The following is a 17,543-nucleotide window of genomic DNA, read 5'->3' on the forward strand; positions in this document are numbered from 1 at the left end:
CCATGAGATTAAAAAAACGATATATAAAAACAAATTTAATTATTTTATTGATAACTACGATAGTTATAGTTGCTTGCGGAAGTAGCTCAACAGAGCCCGAAGAACCACAAGAAATAAACGATACACCATCAGCAGTTGATGACACTTTAAGTGTTGATGAAAATAGTAGCTCTGGGACTTCAAATCAATTAAATGTAGCTTCAAATGATCATTTAGGAAATGATGGTGGAGGTACTGATAATTATAGTATAAAAACTGATCCAACTAATGGTACTATAACTGAAGTAAGTGATGGTGTTTTTGAATATATCCCTAATGCTGATTATTTTGGAGATGACAGTTTTGCATATAATATAACAGATGTTGATGGTGATGTAGATTCTGCATCGGTTGCAATAACTGTAACAAAATTTGCACCAAGTGCTAGTGCTTTTAGTAATATTGATCCAAGTCTTCCTTCATTTGTTTCTATTGAAGATACAACTCCAACAGATAAAAAATGGGTAAAGTTTGAATCGATGTCTGATGAATTTGATTCTTGGGATAGCAGTAAATGGTTTAAATCTACTTGGAATTATCCTGCTCCCGTTTACATGTCTCAGTCTATACAAAACTCAGGAGTTACAGACGGTAAATTGTGGTTAAAAGCAACTTTAAATGAAAGTAACCCTGATGGGAGATGGTTTCAAACAGCAAGAATTCATTCTATAGCTGAAACACAATATCCTATGTACACAGAAGCTAGAATAAAATCTTCTCACATTTCTGCCTACAATACATATTGGTTAAATAATGGTGATATTAATAACAGAGATGAAATTGATATTATCGAGAACAACTCAAAACCTTCTTGCAATGGTTGTCAACCTGAATTTCCAACAAGAATGAATTCGCAATATTTTCATGCTGATGCAAGTAAATCTCCAGTGGAAATTAGAGATGAAGACAATTTTATAAACACCAATTTATCAAATAATAATCCTTTAAAAGGAGTAAAATGGAATGAAGCATATCAAACTTTCGGAGTTTGGTGGAAAGATGCTAAACACATTCAATTTTACTTAAATGGAGAACCTGCTGGAAGTGTTGTAGTAGGTGAAGATAGAGGGGGACAAACATATGTAGGTCGTGAATTTACGCGTGATTTAGAAATAATATTTGATTTATGGACGAATGAAGGAAACTATCTAGGTGGTCTTCCTCCTAAATCAGATTTAGGTGATGATACAATTAATACCATGAGAATTGATTGGGTAAGAACATGGAAATTAGAAGATAAATAAGAATATAAAAATAGAGATAAATGAAGAATATTAGTCAAGAAGAAAGAGACTACTTAGCTGAACAAGGCAAAGAGTCTAACGAAAAAGTTGTTTTTGATTTAAGTGGAAACAAATGGCAATTTGAAGGTATAAGGCCAGACGAAGGTGTTAAAGTTGGTTTTCATGAGTTAAACTTTGATATTACAGGAGATTCATTTAATTGGTCTTTTGCGAAAGTTCCTGGAGATGTGTATACAGATTTATGGAGAGCAGGTAGAATAGAGGATCCGCATTTTGGAAGAAATAGTGTAAAAGCAAAATGGGTTCCAGAAAATGAATGGTGGTATAAACGTCAGTTCGATGTACCTAAAAACATGTTTGAGAAACACATTCAATTGGTTTTTGATGGTGTAGATTTTGGATGTGATGTTTGGTTGAATGGAAAATTTTTAGGTTCTCATGAAGGAATGTTTTCTAAATTTAAGTTTGATGTATCAGAAGATATCCGTTTCGAAAACTTGCGTTTCGGAACCAATGTTTTAATGGTTCGTTTACATCCAGCACCAAGAAGATATAGTCAAGTTGCAGGACGTAAACCTGCGTGGCATGGAGATTATTGGGTAAGTTTACCTCCAACAGGAATTTGGAAACCAGTTTATTTAGAAGCAACAGGTAAGGTTACTATTGAAGATACGTATGTAAAACCGGTTATATTAACTGAAGATTCTGCTCGTTTAGATGTAGAAATTGAGTTAAAAAATCATGAAGATGCTGAAAGAGAAGTAGCTATTAACATTGAAGTTGAAGGTGAAAATTTTGAATCTAAAACGTATCAAGTTCAGCAAAAAGTTAAAGTTTCTAAAGGAACTAATAACTATGAAATCAGTTTAGATATTGATGGTGCAAAACTTTGGTGGCCTTGGGATTTAGGAGATCAAAACTTATATAATGCTAAAGTTACTGTTATTGAAGGTGAAGATACTTTATTAGACACAACAGATACTTCTTTTGGAATTCGTGAAGTAAAAATGGTACACAATCCTGGGTTTACTTTAGAACAGGTAGAAAATCCTTGGACAGTTATGATTAATGACAGACGTCATTTTATGCGTTCAGGAACTTGGGGAGGACCACCAGATATTTTTATGGGTCGTGCACATCCAAGTAAATATGTAGAGTTAATTCGTTTAGCAAAAGAATGTAACTTTAATAACTTAAGAATATTTGGTTGGCATCCAGAAGAAATTCCTTTATTCTACAAATTATGTAACGAAGCAGGTATTACAGTTTGGCAAGATGTTTTACCATTAGCAAGTTTGTCTTTACCAAAAGATGAAGAATTTAAACAAGCTGTTTTTGCAGAAGCTATTTCATCTGTAAAAGCGCAACGTAATCATCCTTGTTTAGTGTTATTAGAAGGTTCAGAAGAATTGTTTATGACAGCTTCAGACCCAGAACACAATTTAGAATTTGTAAATGCACTTGGTGAGGCTATTAAACCTTATACACCTTTACATTTTATACCTTCTTCACCTTTAAGTGATGAGGTTGGTTTAAATTTAGGTTTTAAACCAAACGAAAGTTTCCATGCGAATGATTTATTCTATGGTGAAGGAGAGTTTGTAATGGAAGAATATTTCCCTAGTTTAGATTTTGCAGTAATTCCTGAATTAGCAATTTCTTCTTGTCCGAATGTAGAAAGTATTAAGAAGTTTATTCCTGCGGATGAAGTATGGCCTCCAGGACCAAGTTGGGGACACCATTGGACAGATTTTGATGCACTAAGAACTTTAAATTTTGAAGTTTTAGGAGATCAAAGTAGAGATGGTTTAGAAAAATTTGTTGAAGCTACTCAAATTTCACAAGGGGTTATTTTTCAATATGCATTAGAGCATTTTAGAACGAGAAAACCTAAAACAAGTGCTGTTTGTATTTGTCACTATATCACTTTTGCTCCAGATATGAAATGGGGAATTGTAGATTATTATCAAGAGAAAAAATTATCTTTTGACTATGTGAGAAAAGCATATCAACCTGTTTTAGTTACGATGAAACACAATAATAGACGTTGGTTACCAGGAGAAGAATTTAAAGGAGAATTATGGGTTGTAAATGATTATTATAAATCATTTAAAGACTGTAAAGTTACTATCAAATACTTGGATAATAATAAATCTGTATTCAAAGTAGAAACGTTTGATATTTCTGAAATTGGAGGAGATAGTTCAGGGAAATTTGTTGATGTTTCCTGTAAAGTTCCAGGAGTAATAGGAGATAAATTCTATACAGAAATTTCTCTTGTTGATGCAGATGGAAATTCTATTTCTGAAAATGACTATATGTTATTAGTAGCAGATAAAGAAAAAGATAGAAAAGAATTAAGAGCTATTGGTTTAGAAGCTTTTGAAACGAAGGAAAAATTTGGTTGGGCTAGTTACTTTAGATATTACCCTAGTTTAGGTGGTGAAGATGGAGTTCCAGAAGCGGATCAAAAAATGCCAATTGCAAGAGGTTTTGAGTAAAAAGTAAAGCTTATTTTATAATTTTAAAAGGGATAATTCAATTTTATATTGAGTTATCTCTTTTTTTTTTCTCTAATTTCCCTAAATTTAAAAATAGTTGTAAAGGTTTTAGGTATTGATTTTTAGTGAGTTTTATGCAGTTTTTGTTGAAGTATTTAGCTTGTCAAGTTTTAGTTCAGTTAAAAAAGTAACTTTTAATTACAATATTAATTAGTTTAGTAGAAAATATAATAAGTATGATGAAAAATGCATTAATAATACTAATAAGTTTGTTTAGTATTTCAAATTTAACTAGTCAAGATTGGAATGGGGTTACGATTCCTGTAACTTTAGATGGTGGAGATACATGGGTGTTACAATCTAATGTTTCTGATGATTTTAATTACAGTGCACCAGCTGCGAATAAAGGAACAACCTTTACAAGTAAATGGGATGATTTCTATCATAATGCATGGACTGGTCCAGGTTCTACAGTATGGACTAGACAACATTCATCAGTTGATGGAGGTGAACTAAAATTAACAGCTACTAGATATTTAAGTAGCAGTGTTAATGCAGGTGCGATCCATTCTAATAATACAATTCAATATCCTGTTTATATTGAAGCAAAAATTAAAATAATGAACTCTGTTTTAGCAAATGGAGCTTGGTTATTAAGCCCAGACGATACACAAGAAATAGATTTTATGGAAGGCTATGGCGCTACATATTCAGATAGTGCACAAGAAGATCTTTCTTGGTGGGGAGAAAGAATGCATGTAAGTCATCACGTCTTTATAAGATCACCTTTTAAAGATTGGCAACCAAGTGAACTAGCATCTGGAAATGGAAATCCAGCTCCAAACCCAACTTGGATAAGAAGAAACGACGGAAATGGAAATATTAAGTGGAAAGATTCATATCACACCTATGGAGTTTATTGGAAAGACCCTTGGCATATTTACCATTTTATAGATGGTGTTCAAGTATCTAAAAGGGAAGGAAAAGATCAAATAGATCCTTTGTTTTTTACTAATTCAGTAAATCAAGGGGACTCAAGCAATGATACTAGAACAGGGCTATCTAAAGCAATGGATATTATGATAACTGTTGAAGAACAAGGATGGAGAAAAGCAAACGAAAAGTCTGTTGTTCCTACAAATTCGGAGCTATCAAACATAGAAAATAATACATTTAAGATTGATTGGATTAGAGCCTATAAACCAACTAGTAGTTTATCTGTAAAGGATGTAAAAAATAATTTTAAAGTAAATATTTACCCAAATCCTACCTCTAAATTAATACAAATTAATGCTAGTCAATTAATTAATAAGATAGATTGTTTTGATGTAAGAGGTAAGCTAATCTGTTCAAAGAATTTTAATGATGCCGCTGTTAATTTTGATTTACAAAAGTTAACGAAAGGAATTTATTTCTTAGAAATTTCTGCTCAAGATGGATCTACTAGTAGACAAAAAATTCTAAAAAACTAAATTTATTTTTATTTGGATAAATGAATAACTCAGTATAAAATTTATTTTTTTTGATAAAGTTTATTAAGACTTAAAATTTAATTATAATATAATAAAAAAAGGAGGTTAACAATTGTTAACCTCCTTTTTTTATTTAGTTTCTATTCCGTTTAAAGGAATAATTTGTTTATAATAAACATTAAAAGAGTATAACAAAGAGTTAAGTAAAATCATGCTAATGCTGTGTAATTATAAACACCTTAAATATAATTAATATGCTTGTATAAATATTGTATTTTATTTCACTAATTTTTTTTAGATATATTTAGAACCGCATATAACTTATGTGTATCATTATTGTTGATAACAAGCAGTAGTTTACCTTTCTTAGAATTAAGAATTAACATATTTCTTACATCTTTATCAGCAAATAAACCAGTGGTAACATTAGACACGTATTTATAAAACCCTTTTTTATCACCTAGTAATAGAACACCTGTTCCTGCATCTGCTCTGGTAGTTTCTACTTCAGACATGTAATTATTTCCTGCTAGAATTAAGTCATTAATATTATCATCATTTATATCTTCAGAAATAATACTATTTATAAGTGATTTTTGAACATGATTAGAAAATGGTTCAAATTTAAATGTACCTTTTCCATCATTTTTAAAAATACCTGATTTAAACTGATTTACCTCGTAGTGCAAAGCGCTTTTAATTCGCGAGCCTAAAATACCTTCTAAATCACTATTGGCAAATTCATTGTAAGATTTTATTTTATTTTTTAAATGTGGTAATTGTTGTGCAGTACAACCTTTTCCTCTAACGGGAACTTGTTTGTTATTATAGTATTTTGCTAAAAAAATATCTTGAACACCGTTAAAATCAAAATCGTTTGTATAAATATGAAATGGTTTTTCTTTGGATGCATGAAACTTATAGTTTGTACCTAAATTTCCTGCAATAATGTCTTTATCTCCATCATTATCAACATCAGAAACTAAAATCTTATTCCACCAACCTTTGGCATCTTTTAATGCTAGATACTCGTTGCTTTTTATAAGTTTACCATTTTTGTTGATGAAAACTTCAATACCCATCCATTCTCCAGTAACAATTAAGTCCACTTGATTATCATTATTTATATCTGTCCAAACGGCATCTGTAACCATGCCTATAAATTCTAAATCTGGAGCAAGACTAGGTGTTGCAATAGTAAATTTACCACCATTATTTACCAAAAGAAAACTTTTTGGAGCAAACGGATATTTTTCAGGGATTACTCTTCCGCCAACAAAAAGATCTTGGTCTCCATCATTGTCATAATCATTAGCGACAACAATAGAACCTGCGGAAACCATTTCTGGTAGGGCGGTAGTAGATTTACTAAATTTCCCTTTTCCGTTGTTGATGTACAATCTATCTAATAACATTTTTGGTAAACGACCAAATTCATAGCTACCACTTACCACATATAAATCTTGGTCTCCATCCCCGTCTGCATCAAAAAATGTAGCACCAACATCTTCTTGGTTTCGATCTCTAATAAAATCTGGAATATTAGTAGTTTTAAAGCTCCCGTTTGGGGTACTTAATAATAATTTACCAGCTTGTTTTCTTCCTCCTCCAATATAGACATCATCAAAACCATCATTATTAATATCAGCTTTAGCTACCGCAGGACCTGTTTGAGATAATTTATGCGGTAATAATACTTGCTTGTGGTAATCATTAAAATAAGGATCGTTATGTGTATACTTAAATTGTTCCTCGGAAAATAGTGTAGAAAGCCTTGTTTTTTTTGATTTAGGAATGTCTGTAGCGTTAGAATATTCTAAAACAATAGCTGTGTTTATAGCAGGGGTCTGTATTTTTTGACGTTTACCATCTTGCCAAACTACTTCTGCTTTTAAAACTTTAGCATCTTTATGTATTCCAAAATGTAATTTATTGGAAACGGCAGATAAAAAGCCACGTGTATTAATTAGTTGTCTAGTTTGTATAGCCCCATCATTCATATATAAATTAACAATTGTACCCACTCCAAATTTATTATTACTTGGACCATTTAGAGAAAATTGTAAAAAGTTACCGTTTTCTATTTCACGAGCGTTATTTTTTAAGATAGTTGCAGGCTCATTAATATTATTTACAATTAAATCTAAATCACCATCATTATCTAAATCTGCATATGCAGCTCCATTAGAAAATGTTGGTTTTCCACTATTCCATTCATCCGAAGTATTTTTAAAGGTTAGGTCGCTGTTATTCTTGAAGAAATAGTTAGTTAGTTTTTGTTGAGGTAGCATTTTAGCATATTCAAAGAAATCTTCTTTGGTTGGTTTTCGTCCTTTTGCCCGTAAAGTAGCTAAAATTTTATTGTTAGAATCTCTATCAATTACATCTCTAAAAACGCCATTTGTTACAAAAATATCATTGTGCCCGTCTAAATCGAAATCTGCGGATAATAAAGACCAACTCCAATCGGTATCTCCAATTCCTGCCATTTTGCTGATTTCACTAAACGTTCCATTGCCATTATTAACTTGTAACATATTGTGCATGTATTGGTAATGATATCCTGACTTTGTCATAGATTCAAAATTTTCAATAGAGGTCATACCCATTGTGGTTTTAGAACGAATATAATCTTCCGGATTCATGTCTAATGTCATTAAATCTAAAAGACCATCATTATTAATATCCGCTACATCTCCGCCCATGGTATTAAAAGCCATGTGCTTCATTACTTTGTCTCTGCCTTCAGAAAAAGTACTGTTTCCATTGTTTAGATATACGTAATCTGGTATGTTAAAATCGTTATTAACATAAATATCTAAAAAACCATCATTATTTAAATCGGCAACTTGCGGATTTAAACCAAACCCGGTTTCTGGTAAGATTCCAGATTTTATAGAAACATCAGTAAAATGACCAGTACCATCATTATTATATAAACGATCGCTACCTTTTAGGGTGATGGTTTTTGGATCTTTTTGTAAAGCTAAAAGATCTATAATATCTGTTTGACTTCTATTAATAATATCTCCTGCATTAGAAACAAAAACATCTAAATCGTTGTCATTATCATAATCAAAAAAGATGGCATTTATGGTTCTGTTTTCATCGTCTAAACCCAATTCTTTTGCTTTTTTCTGTAAATGTTAAATCGCCATTATTAATATATAACATGTTTGCAAATTGATGATTTTCATCAATCCAACCACCTCTAGATAGATAGATGTCTAGATAGCCGTCATTATTAACATCTGCTATAGTTACACCAGTATCAAAGCCTGGTCTTTTAATAATTCCGGCTTTTTTAGAAATATCTTCAAATTTAAAATTGCCTTTATTTATATATAATTTATTGTCTGACGTATTTGAAGAAAAGAAAATATCGACCAATCCGTCGTTATTAAAATCTGCTGTAGCAACACCAGCACCTATATACATGTAATTGTATTGAAAATAATTAGCATCTGGACTTTCTATTAATGAATTTTGAAAATCGACTCCAGAATCTTTAGGTAAAACGGTAATGAAGAGTTTTTTTACGTCTACTTTTATAATGGTCTTTTTTATTTTTTTATCACAAGAAAAAAGAGAAATCAATATTAAAAAAAAGATTGATTTAACAAAAAATGCTGTATTTATTATAGTTAAGTTTGACATGTTTTTTTATAAGAATTATAAGTAAAAAACGGTAAGACATATAAAATATCCTACCGTTTTACTTAAAATTAAATATTTAAAAATTAATTACCCAAATTAGGGTTGTTATTTAATGCTTCTGCAGGAATAGGAGAAAAATAATTATCAGTACTTAAACTACCAGCGATTTGATTATGTTCTGCAATTGTGCCTGAAGGAGTTCTATTACCTAGTACTTCTTGAACACGTTCTAATCGCATTAAATCATACCATCTTAAATATTCTCCTGCAAACTCCCATTTACGTTCTGTAAACGCTAATTCAGCTAAATCGCCACTAGATAGATCTACGGTAGCATCTGGTGTAGCAAATGGTAAACCAGATGCTCTACGACGTATTTTATTTAATGCTTCCCAAGAATCTGCAGTTACAGCACCTGATCTAGCAGAAGCTTCTGCATAGATTAATAAAACTTCTGCATAACGCATAAAGAAGTCGTTTCTATTGGTAATAAATGAGTTTGGTAAATCTCCTTTTGGACCTGCTATTTTTTTAAAAATAGGACTTTTTTGATCTTTAGCAGAACTAAAGTTTCTCCAATCTAAATCCATTCTATATGTAGCTTCTTTTCTAGGTCCTGTAGGGAAATCTTCATAAAATTTAATTTCACCAAATGTTTCACTCCATCCACCTGCACTATCATTTAAACCTACAATTCCATATTTCCAATTTGCAATTCTATCATCACCGCAAGAGTTACAATAAGTAAGTGTAAAAACAGATTCATTATTAAATCTGCCTGCAACTGTCCATAAGTTTTCTAGGTCATCTACCAATCCAAATTTATATGTACTAGCATTATCTATAACTGTTTTAGCAATATTAGCTGCATCTGTATATTTACTGTTGTCTTTTAAAGGGAAACCAGCCCAATCCATATATAAACGAGCTAAAATACTTTTAGCAGAACCCTTATTAGGTCTAGAAGCACCTTCTTTTAAACTTGGATAAACATTAGGTAATCTTTTTTCTGCTTCTAATAAATCTGCTTCTATTTGTTGAAATACTTCTAATTGTGTTGCTCTAGAAATATTTGGATCAGGAATTGTAGTTAGTGGTAGAGGAATTCTACCATGAACTCTAGCTAACTGGTAGAACATAATACCTCTTATAAAGTGAGTTTCGCCAATATATCTATTTAATAAATCTTGATCTACTGCTAAATTTTCTAAACCTTTAGACCTGTCTAAAACTGAATTTGTAGTGTTAATTACATCTAAAATTGCATTCCAGTTAGATAATAGTCTACTATTTGATGCTTGTACATTTCTTTGGTCAAACTCTCTAAAATCGGCTTTATTACCAGAAGCCCAGGTTGTCATATCATCACCCGCCCAAGCAGGAGCATAAAAAGTAGTCCATCTAGATGCATTTACTATTTTACTGTAAATACCAGATATTCCTTTGTCCATTTCATCTAAATTAGAAAATACTTCTGGAGGTAAATTAAATTCTAAAGGATCTGGATCTAATTCTGCACAGCTTTGAAAATTTAAGGTAGTAAAAACAACTATAAAAATTACTAATAACTTAGCGGTTTTATTATATTTTGTACTTATTTTTATTTTGTTCATTTTTTTTTTTTTTAGATTAAAACTCTAATTTTAGCCCTAACGTAAATGTTCTTGGGTTTGGATATGCACCTTGATCTAATCCGGCACCACCATCTACAGGCGCAGAAATTCCAGGGTCAGATGTTATTGGGGTAGAAGATACTTCTGGATCATATCCAGAATAATTAGTTATAAGGAATACGTTTTGCCCACTTGCATAAACTTCTAGTTTACTAACACCTTTTATTAAGTTTTTTAGATTGTAACCTAACTTAACATTACTTAATCTAATGAAACTACCATCTTCAATCCACCTAGATGAATTTAAAAGGTTGCTAGCACCATTTCTAGGAATTTCCGTTTCGTTAGCAGCTGTCCAAGTATTGTATCTAGAAGGGGATAGATTATCTCTAAAAGCAGCAGCTCCTCCGTTTAATGCTGCAGAAACAAAATTATAAACATCAAATCCGGTAGCACCAGTAATAAAGATATTAAAATTCCAATCTTTATACGTAAAACTATTATTAAAGCCCCAAGAAGTTGTTGGTAAACCATTACCAATAGGACCTAAAACGAATTCTCCGTTTTCATCTCTTAAATATTTTGGATCACCAGGAACACGATCAAAAGTAGCGGCTAATGCTGTTTCATTTGTTTTCCAAGTTCCTAAAAAAGTATATCCGTTAAATGTACCTATTGGTTCTCCCACCTTTATAACATCTACTCTAGCTTGTGAACCTCCAATTACTAAGTTATTACCAGGGATTTGATTTAAATCTCCATTTAGTGCTATAACTTTATTTTTTAAGAGAGAAACATTAAGTGAGGTATTCCAATTAAAGTTATCATTTCTAATAATATCACCAGAAAGAGAAATGTCTAAACCTTTATTTTCTACCTCACCAACATTTTCATATTTTCGATATAAAGTACCTGTAACAGTTGTTTGTAATAAAAGATCTTTAGTTGTTTTTTTATAATAATCTAAAGACCCCGTAAAACGTCCTTGAAGAATACCAAAATCTACACCTGCATTAATTTGAGTTGTGGTTTCCCAAGTTAAATCTGGGTTTCCTATTTGAATTAACGTTTGCCCGGTCTGAGCTGTATTACCATCAAAAGAATACAAACCAGAATCATTCGTAATAGAAGAAGAGGCAAGTGCATTAATGTTTTCATTACCAACTTGTCCCCATCCTGCTCTTAATTTTAAATTAGATAAAAATTCTCCATCTTCAATAAATTTTAATTTATTTAAGCTATAAGCAGCAGCAAGAGAAGGGAAATAACCTGTTCTATTTCCTTTTAGAAATTTAGAAGATTCATCTACTCTTAAAGAACCTGTAAGGTATATTGTGTTATCAAAATTATAATTAACACGTCCTAAATAAGATTGAATAGAAGTTCTAGCACCTCCATTGGTGAAAAATTCGTTATTACTATTGTCTCCATGGTAAAAACTAGGAACATTAACATCAAATGCACTATAAGCATTGGTTTTAGAAACAGCACCCTGAAATTCATAGACTCCTGTTATATCTAAATTGTGTTTATTAAAAGATTTTTTCCAATTTAGAATGTTACTAATTTGATGCGTAGTCTGTTTATAATTATTATAATATAAAATATTAAAACTAGATCCAACACCCTGTGCAGGGTCTTTTTCCCATCTAAAAGATTCTGTATTTCCATTATATCTTGTTGCATTTGTTATTAATGTGTAGGTAAAATTATCATTAATTTTATAATTTAGATTTAAAGTTGCATTTAAACGATCTCCTATAACCTCATCTTTACTTTCCGTTAAATTATAGATTGGGTTATATCCATTATTTGCATTACTAGTTCTGTAAATATAATTTCCGTTTGCATCTCTTACAGGAGAAGTAGGATCCCAGGTTAGTGCTTTTAGTAAAATACTACCATTAAAACGCGCAAAAGCATCTTGGTTGTTTAAAGTATATTCTCTACTTCCATAAACATTGAAACCAATATTTAACCTGTCATTTACTTCAATACCTAAATTAGCTCTAAAAGAACCTCTTTTATAATTGGTATTAATTTGTGTACCTTCTTGTGTTAAATAGTTACCAGAAACAAAATAATTTATTTTGTCTGAACGACCGCTCATAGATACTTGTGTATTGGATCCAATACCCGTTTGTGATATTAAATCTTCGTAATCAATAGGGTTTGCATCTAAATTAGCAATTTGTTGAGTTGTAAAAGGAAGGTTGTTTTGATCGGATGCTTCATTATTTAAAACTCTAGCAAATTGACCAGAATTTAACTTATCAATTTTCTTTGCAAAAGAAGACACGGATGCAAACTGACTTACAGTAAATTTAGTTTTATCACTTTTTCCTTTTTTGGTAGTTACTAAAATAACTCCATTGGAACCTCTAGAGCCATATACAGCTAAAGCAGATGCATCTTTTAAGACTTCCATAGAAGAAATGTCATCTGGATTCAATGATTTTAAATCTCCTCCAAAAACACCATCTACAACTACTAGTGGGTTATTATTACCTGTAACAGAGTTAACCCCTCTTACTCTTACTTTTATATCTGCCCCAGGTTGCCCGCCTCCAGATACAGTTATTCCAGAAGCCCTACCTTGTAATGCATTTTCAACACGAACAACGGGTGCGTCTTTAAAGGATTTAGCAGTTACTTGTGATACAGATCCTGTAATATCACTCTTTTTAGCAGTACCATAACCGATTACTACAATTTCTTCTAACTGGCTTGCATCTTCAGCAAGAACAACATTAATTACTGTTTGTTCTTTTACTGTAATATTTTGTGCTGCATATCCTAAAAAAGAAAAGATAAGAATATCTTCGGTAGATGCTGAAAGGGTAAAATTACCATCAAAATCTGTTGTTGTACCCGTTGTTGTTCCTTTTTTAAGAATACTTACACCAGGAATAGGCATTTTGTTTTCATCACTAACTGTTCCTGTGATGGTTTTTTGTGAATAGGAGTTTTGTGCACTCATTAATGTTAGTAATAACACTAACAAGAAACTCTTACTTATTAGTTTAGTAATTTGCTGTTTCATATACTAATTTAATTATTGTTAATTGTTAATTAATTGTTTCTATTGATTTTAGGTTTATAAAATCTAAGAAGTTCTGCTATTGTTTACTTTTAATCGGTTTAAAAGTAAATGTTAAAGAATTACGGAGTAATTGGTAACATTACCTTTTCATTATTTTATTCTGCCATATGATTAATTTGAATTTAAAATTTGGTTAATACAAAGTTGTTTTTTATTAAAATAAAAACAGTAAAATTGAACTTGACATAAACTTGACATAAACTTGTTATTGTTTAGTGTTGATTTTAACTATTTGAAATTAAGTGTTTTAATATTTATCTATGTTAGTTTAAATAGATTTTATATTTTGATTAGGTATTTTTTTATTTCAAAATTTATTAAAATGTTTTCCTAACGCATCCTAATCTTTATTAGCAATCATTTCTGGGGCAAAAAGGAAACCTCCCATTCCAAAAGCTTTAGCTCCTGCATTTTTGTATGCTTCCATATTTTCTAAAAGATGCCTCTTGTTGGCAGAAGGAAAAACCTTTACCATTTTAGCACCTAATTTATGAGCAGTAAACATTTCTGTAGGTGAAGATGCACCAGGAAAAACAGAATTTTTTTTACACAGAATTTAATTACTTTTTTATCTACTATTGGTGTTGCAATAAAATTTGCACCAGATTTTAAAACTTTTTTTGCATCTTTAATAGACAAAATTGTTCCGCAATCAATATTTAATTTTCCGTCAAATTCTTTTACGAATACTTCAATAAGATCAAAAACATTAGGTTATTTCTAGTAACCTTTAAGCTAGTAAACCCTTGTTTTTGATATGTTCTTGCAATATTTAAGGTTGTTTCCTTATCATATCTTCTTAGAACTCCAATTACAGTTGTTTTCTTAAATAATTTTTCTAAAAAATGGTTTCATATTCATTTTAATTTTATTCTTAATATTAATTCATGACAAGAAACATATAGTTCAGATTCGTCATCATTAAAAGCACAGTTAGATGTTAATTTATCTGTTTTTATAGTTCCTAAATGATTACCATTTTGATCAATTACAAAAACACCATCAGGACCTGTAAGAAATATAGTTCCGTCTTTTTTACAGCCATTCCATCGGGCAATTGTTTAGCAATACTTTTCTTTAAAGCTTCTCTCATGTCTAAAACAATGTTTTCATTACTTAGTGTTCCATCTTGAGAAAGGTTATAAGAAATAAACAATGCAGGCTCAGAATTGGCAATATATAATTTTGAATTATCTGGAGATAAACCTATTCCGTTTGGTGTTTTCCACTTAGAAGTTAACAAGGTTACTTTTCCTTTTATGTCTATTTTATAAACACCTTGATAATCGATTTCTTTTGTCCCTTTTTCTATTCCAAAATTAGGATCTGTAAAATAAATATTTCCTTTTTTATCAACTACCAAATCATTAGGAGCATTAAACCTTTTTCCTTCAAAATTATTGGCAATTACTTCGAAGTTAGACATCGGTTTTGTAAAACTCCCTTTATATCTAGCAATAACTCTGTCTCCTGTTTGACATAGAATTAAATAACCATTATTATCTAAAAATAATCCATTAGAACCTTGTAGTTTTTTTGTTTTACCAGTATACCCACTTGGTTTTAAAAAAGGTTTTGCACCTTCTTTTTCCGTCCATTTATAATTGGTATTTTCTGTAACATCAGAAAATAATAAACAGTGTTCTTTAGGTACCCAAACAGGTCCTTCTGTCCAAATATAACCTTCAGAAATTATTTCTATTTTTGTTGATTTTGGAACGTGTTTGTAAAAGTCATCCGTTACTTTTTCTAAATATCCCATGGTTTTATAAGCTACCTTTTCTTCTAATTTAATGGGTGTTTTTTCAGGATTGTTCTTTAATTTATATACGTTAAACTTTTCCTATTAAAAATAAATAACTACAAAAAAAAAAACAAAGTAAAGCGCTGTTTAGTAGTGGTTTATTGTTAATGTTTAATGATATTACTGCAAAAGATGTAGGTGGTAAAATGGTTTCAATGAAAAAAATGTCACCAACACTTAGGCTAATAGAATTTATAAAATTACTTCATGAATTATCTTTAGAAAAATATGAAGTACTAAGTTTAGGAGCACGTTTTAATGTGAATTCTTTGGTTTCAGATAGAATTAAAAATATTATCGATTTTGTGGATAAAAACTATCAAAACAAAATTGATGCTGCGCAATTAGGTGATTTAGTTTTTATGACTCCAGTTTCTTTTTCTAAGTTTTTTAAAAAGACATTTAATAAAACGTTTACTGCCTATTTAAATGAATATAGAGTTAGTAAAGCTTGTGAATTATTAAAAGAATCTGAAACCTCGGTAGAACAAATAGCTTTTGAAACAGGTTATCCAAATCTTTCTTTTTTCCATAGAAAATTCAAGCTATTTACAAATAAAACGCCTGCTCAGTATAGAGCAACATTCTTCAAATAATAAGATTATATTCTTTATAGTGTTCTAAAAATAGCCACTTTTTTTATTTAGTATATATCATCTAATATATTTTTTATTTCGTTAGGATTCCTATTCTGAGATTAATTGAAAATTCTTTAAGCATTTTATAAAGTAGATGAATAATGCAAAATCATTTAAAATTAGACTTGTCAAGTTTTTATCAAGAAGTAATACTGATGACCTATAATGATAATACATCGTTTTTAATTAAATTTAAACAAGATGATAAAAAAATAATGTGTACCTTTTTTGAGAGGGCAAAATAATACAACTAATTAAAAAAGATGGATATTTTACAAAGTGGTAAAAATACTGTGAGGGTTTTATTATTTATTTTATTGATGATATTAGTTATGAATTGTAAAGAAAATATTAAAGAAAGAAATTTTGGAGAAGCGTTAGAAAAATTACAAACTATTGAAGGTTTGGAAGTTTTACAATCTGGAGAATCTATGATTGCTGTTTCTGGTAAATACCAAGGAAGAATATTTACAAGTTCTTCTAATGGTTTAGAAGGTAAAAGTTATGGTTGGATTAATTGGGATTTGATTACTGATAAAAAAGACCAAATAACAATGGCAAGATTGGGTGGTGAAAGTAGAGTTTGGTTTGGCCCTGAATATGGTAAATTTGCTACTTTCTTTGAGCAGAATAAAAGGCAAGAAGGAGAGGATATAAAAGTGCAAGAAGATTTAAATTCTAAGCAATTTAAAAAAGTAAGTAGTTCTAAAAAATCGATAACATATCAAGCTGATTTACAGATTGTAAATGCTAACAATTATCTATTTAAAATAAATACAAAACGAAAAATTTCTATTCTAGATAGAAAAACAATTAATACTGATTTAAAAATATCTTCGGATATTGATATTTCTGTAGTAGGTTTTAGTGCAGAAACTTGGTTGAAAAATATCGATTCCATTCAATGGACTAAAGACAAAGGGCTTTTATCTATTTGGGAAATAGGAAGTATATTAACATCTGTAGATACCAAAGTTATTATTCCTTTAGAAAAACCTTTAGATAGTTTAAAAACATATTTCGGTACCAAAGAAAAAACTAGATATCAAATAAAAAATAATACACTTTTTTACAAGAGTGATGCTCAATTATTAGGGAAAATAGGAATTCCACCAGAAAATACTAAGAATATTATGGGAAGTTATTCTCGTAAAAACAATTTGCTAACCATTGTTACTTTCAATTTTAAAAATGATGGTGATTACTTAAATTGTTTTCCAAAAAACACTGCTCCTTACGATGGAGATGTAATTAATATTTTTAATGGCGAAGTAAATAAATCTTTGGGCTACAATTGGCCATTTTATGAGTTTGAATCTTTATCATCATCCAAAGAATTAAAACCACAAGAAGAAATATATCATAAACAAACTACTTATCATATAGAAGCAGATTTTGTTGAGTTAAATTTAATTTCAAAAAAACTATTAGGTATTGACCTAAATGAAATTCCTGTTTTTTAATAATGAAAT

Annotated in this window: 11 protein-coding genes; 5 read left to right on the forward strand and 6 right to left on the reverse strand. The window is 30.3% G+C overall.

The features are described 5' to 3' along the window. Positions 1-2: 2 nt before the first annotated feature. The 3 genes from WHD08_RS17635 to WHD08_RS17645 all read left to right on the forward strand — a co-directional run bounded on the left by WHD08_RS17635 (position 3) and on the right by WHD08_RS17645 (position 5,256). Complete coding sequence (locus WHD08_RS17635) at positions 3-1,283, forward strand: Ig-like domain-containing protein (RefSeq protein WP_208889871.1); 1,281 nt, start codon at positions 3-5, stop codon at positions 1,281-1,283. Positions 1,284-1,303: 20 nt separating this feature from the next. Then, the gene (locus WHD08_RS17640; protein ID WP_208889870.1) at positions 1,304-3,784 is read left to right on the forward strand and encodes a glycoside hydrolase family 2 protein; all 2,481 of its coding nucleotides are present in this window, start codon (positions 1,304-1,306) and stop codon (positions 3,782-3,784) included. Positions 3,785-4,020: 236 nt separating this feature from the next. Next, positions 4,021-5,256: a T9SS type A sorting domain-containing protein gene (locus WHD08_RS17645; RefSeq protein WP_340833065.1), complete on the forward strand. Its 1,236-nt coding sequence runs from the start codon at positions 4,021-4,023 to the stop codon at positions 5,254-5,256. A gap of 284 nt (positions 5,257-5,540) precedes the next feature. Here WHD08_RS17645 and WHD08_RS17650 read toward each other — a convergent pair whose 3' ends face one another. The 6 genes from WHD08_RS17650 to WHD08_RS17675 all read right to left on the reverse strand — a co-directional run bounded on the left by WHD08_RS17650 (position 5,541) and on the right by WHD08_RS17675 (position 15,391). Next, a complete protein-coding gene (locus tag WHD08_RS17650; RefSeq protein ID WP_208889868.1) occupies positions 5,541-8,378 on the reverse strand; it encodes a VCBS repeat-containing protein in 2,838 nt (945 codons plus the stop codon). After that, complete coding sequence (locus WHD08_RS17655) at positions 8,362-8,913, reverse strand: FG-GAP repeat domain-containing protein (protein ID WP_208889867.1); 552 nt, start codon at positions 8,911-8,913, stop codon at positions 8,362-8,364. Before WHD08_RS17655 ends, WHD08_RS17650 begins: the two co-directional genes overlap by 17 nt. A gap of 83 nt (positions 8,914-8,996) precedes the next feature. Beyond that, positions 8,997-10,526, reverse strand: coding sequence for a RagB/SusD family nutrient uptake outer membrane protein (locus WHD08_RS17660; protein ID WP_166382898.1), 1,530 nt, complete (start codon positions 10,524-10,526; stop codon positions 8,997-8,999). 16 nt (positions 10,527-10,542) lie between these two features. Further along, positions 10,543-13,569 carry a SusC/RagA family TonB-linked outer membrane protein gene (locus tag WHD08_RS17665; protein WP_166382900.1) on the reverse strand — a complete coding sequence of 1,009 codons (3,027 nt, stop codon included), beginning with the start codon at positions 13,567-13,569 and terminating at the stop codon, positions 10,543-10,545. A 400-nt stretch (positions 13,570-13,969) separates the two neighbouring features. Next, a complete protein-coding gene (locus WHD08_RS17670; RefSeq protein WP_208889866.1) occupies positions 13,970-14,134 on the reverse strand; it encodes a hypothetical protein in 165 nt (54 codons plus the stop codon). Positions 14,135-14,617: 483 nt separating this feature from the next. After that, positions 14,618-15,391, reverse strand: a complete 774-nt coding sequence (locus WHD08_RS17675; RefSeq protein WP_166382904.1) for an SMP-30/gluconolactonase/LRE family protein — start codon at positions 15,389-15,391, stop codon at positions 14,618-14,620. A gap of 149 nt (positions 15,392-15,540) precedes the next feature. On the opposite strand from WHD08_RS17675, the gene WHD08_RS17680 reads away from it, so the two are divergent. Both WHD08_RS17680 and WHD08_RS17685 read left to right on the forward strand, forming a co-directional pair. Beyond that, positions 15,541-16,029: a helix-turn-helix domain-containing protein gene (locus WHD08_RS17680; protein ID WP_340833068.1), complete on the forward strand. Its 489-nt coding sequence runs from the start codon at positions 15,541-15,543 to the stop codon at positions 16,027-16,029. A 305-nt stretch (positions 16,030-16,334) separates the two neighbouring features. After that, the gene (locus WHD08_RS17685; protein WP_208889864.1) at positions 16,335-17,534 is read left to right on the forward strand and encodes a DUF6786 family protein; all 1,200 of its coding nucleotides are present in this window, start codon (positions 16,335-16,337) and stop codon (positions 17,532-17,534) included. The last annotated feature ends 9 nt before the right edge of the window (positions 17,535-17,543 follow it).

It is taken from the genome of Polaribacter sejongensis, assembly GCF_038024065.1.
Classification (GTDB): Bacteria; Bacteroidota; Bacteroidia; order Flavobacteriales; family Flavobacteriaceae; genus Polaribacter; species Polaribacter sejongensis.

Bases quoted from the DNA above. Each gene is read 5' to 3' on its own strand.
- WHD08_RS17635 (WP_208889871.1), top strand. From the start codon at position 3: ATGAGATTAAAAAAACGATATATAAAAACAAATTTAATTATTTTATTG.
- WHD08_RS17640 (WP_208889870.1), top strand. From the start codon at position 1,304: ATGAAGAATATTAGTCAAGAAGAAAGAGACTACTTAGCTGAACAAGGC.
- WHD08_RS17645 (WP_340833065.1), top strand. From the start codon at position 4,021: ATGATGAAAAATGCATTAATAATACTAATAAGTTTGTTTAGTATTTCA.
- WHD08_RS17655 (WP_208889867.1), bottom strand. From the start codon at position 8,913: ATGTCAAACTTAACTATAATAAATACAGCATTTTTTGTTAAATCAATC.
- WHD08_RS17660 (WP_166382898.1), bottom strand. From the start codon at position 10,526: ATGAACAAAATAAAAATAAGTACAAAATATAATAAAACCGCTAAGTTA.
- WHD08_RS17665 (WP_166382900.1), bottom strand. From the start codon at position 13,569: ATGAAACAGCAAATTACTAAACTAATAAGTAAGAGTTTCTTGTTAGTG.
- WHD08_RS17670 (WP_208889866.1), bottom strand. From the start codon at position 14,134: ATGTTTACTGCTCATAAATTAGGTGCTAAAATGGTAAAGGTTTTTCCT.
- WHD08_RS17675 (WP_166382904.1), bottom strand. From the start codon at position 15,391: ATGGGATATTTAGAAAAAGTAACGGATGACTTTTACAAACACGTTCCA.
- WHD08_RS17680 (WP_340833068.1), top strand. From the start codon at position 15,541: ATGTTTAATGATATTACTGCAAAAGATGTAGGTGGTAAAATGGTTTCA.
- WHD08_RS17685 (WP_208889864.1), top strand. From the start codon at position 16,335: ATGGATATTTTACAAAGTGGTAAAAATACTGTGAGGGTTTTATTATTT.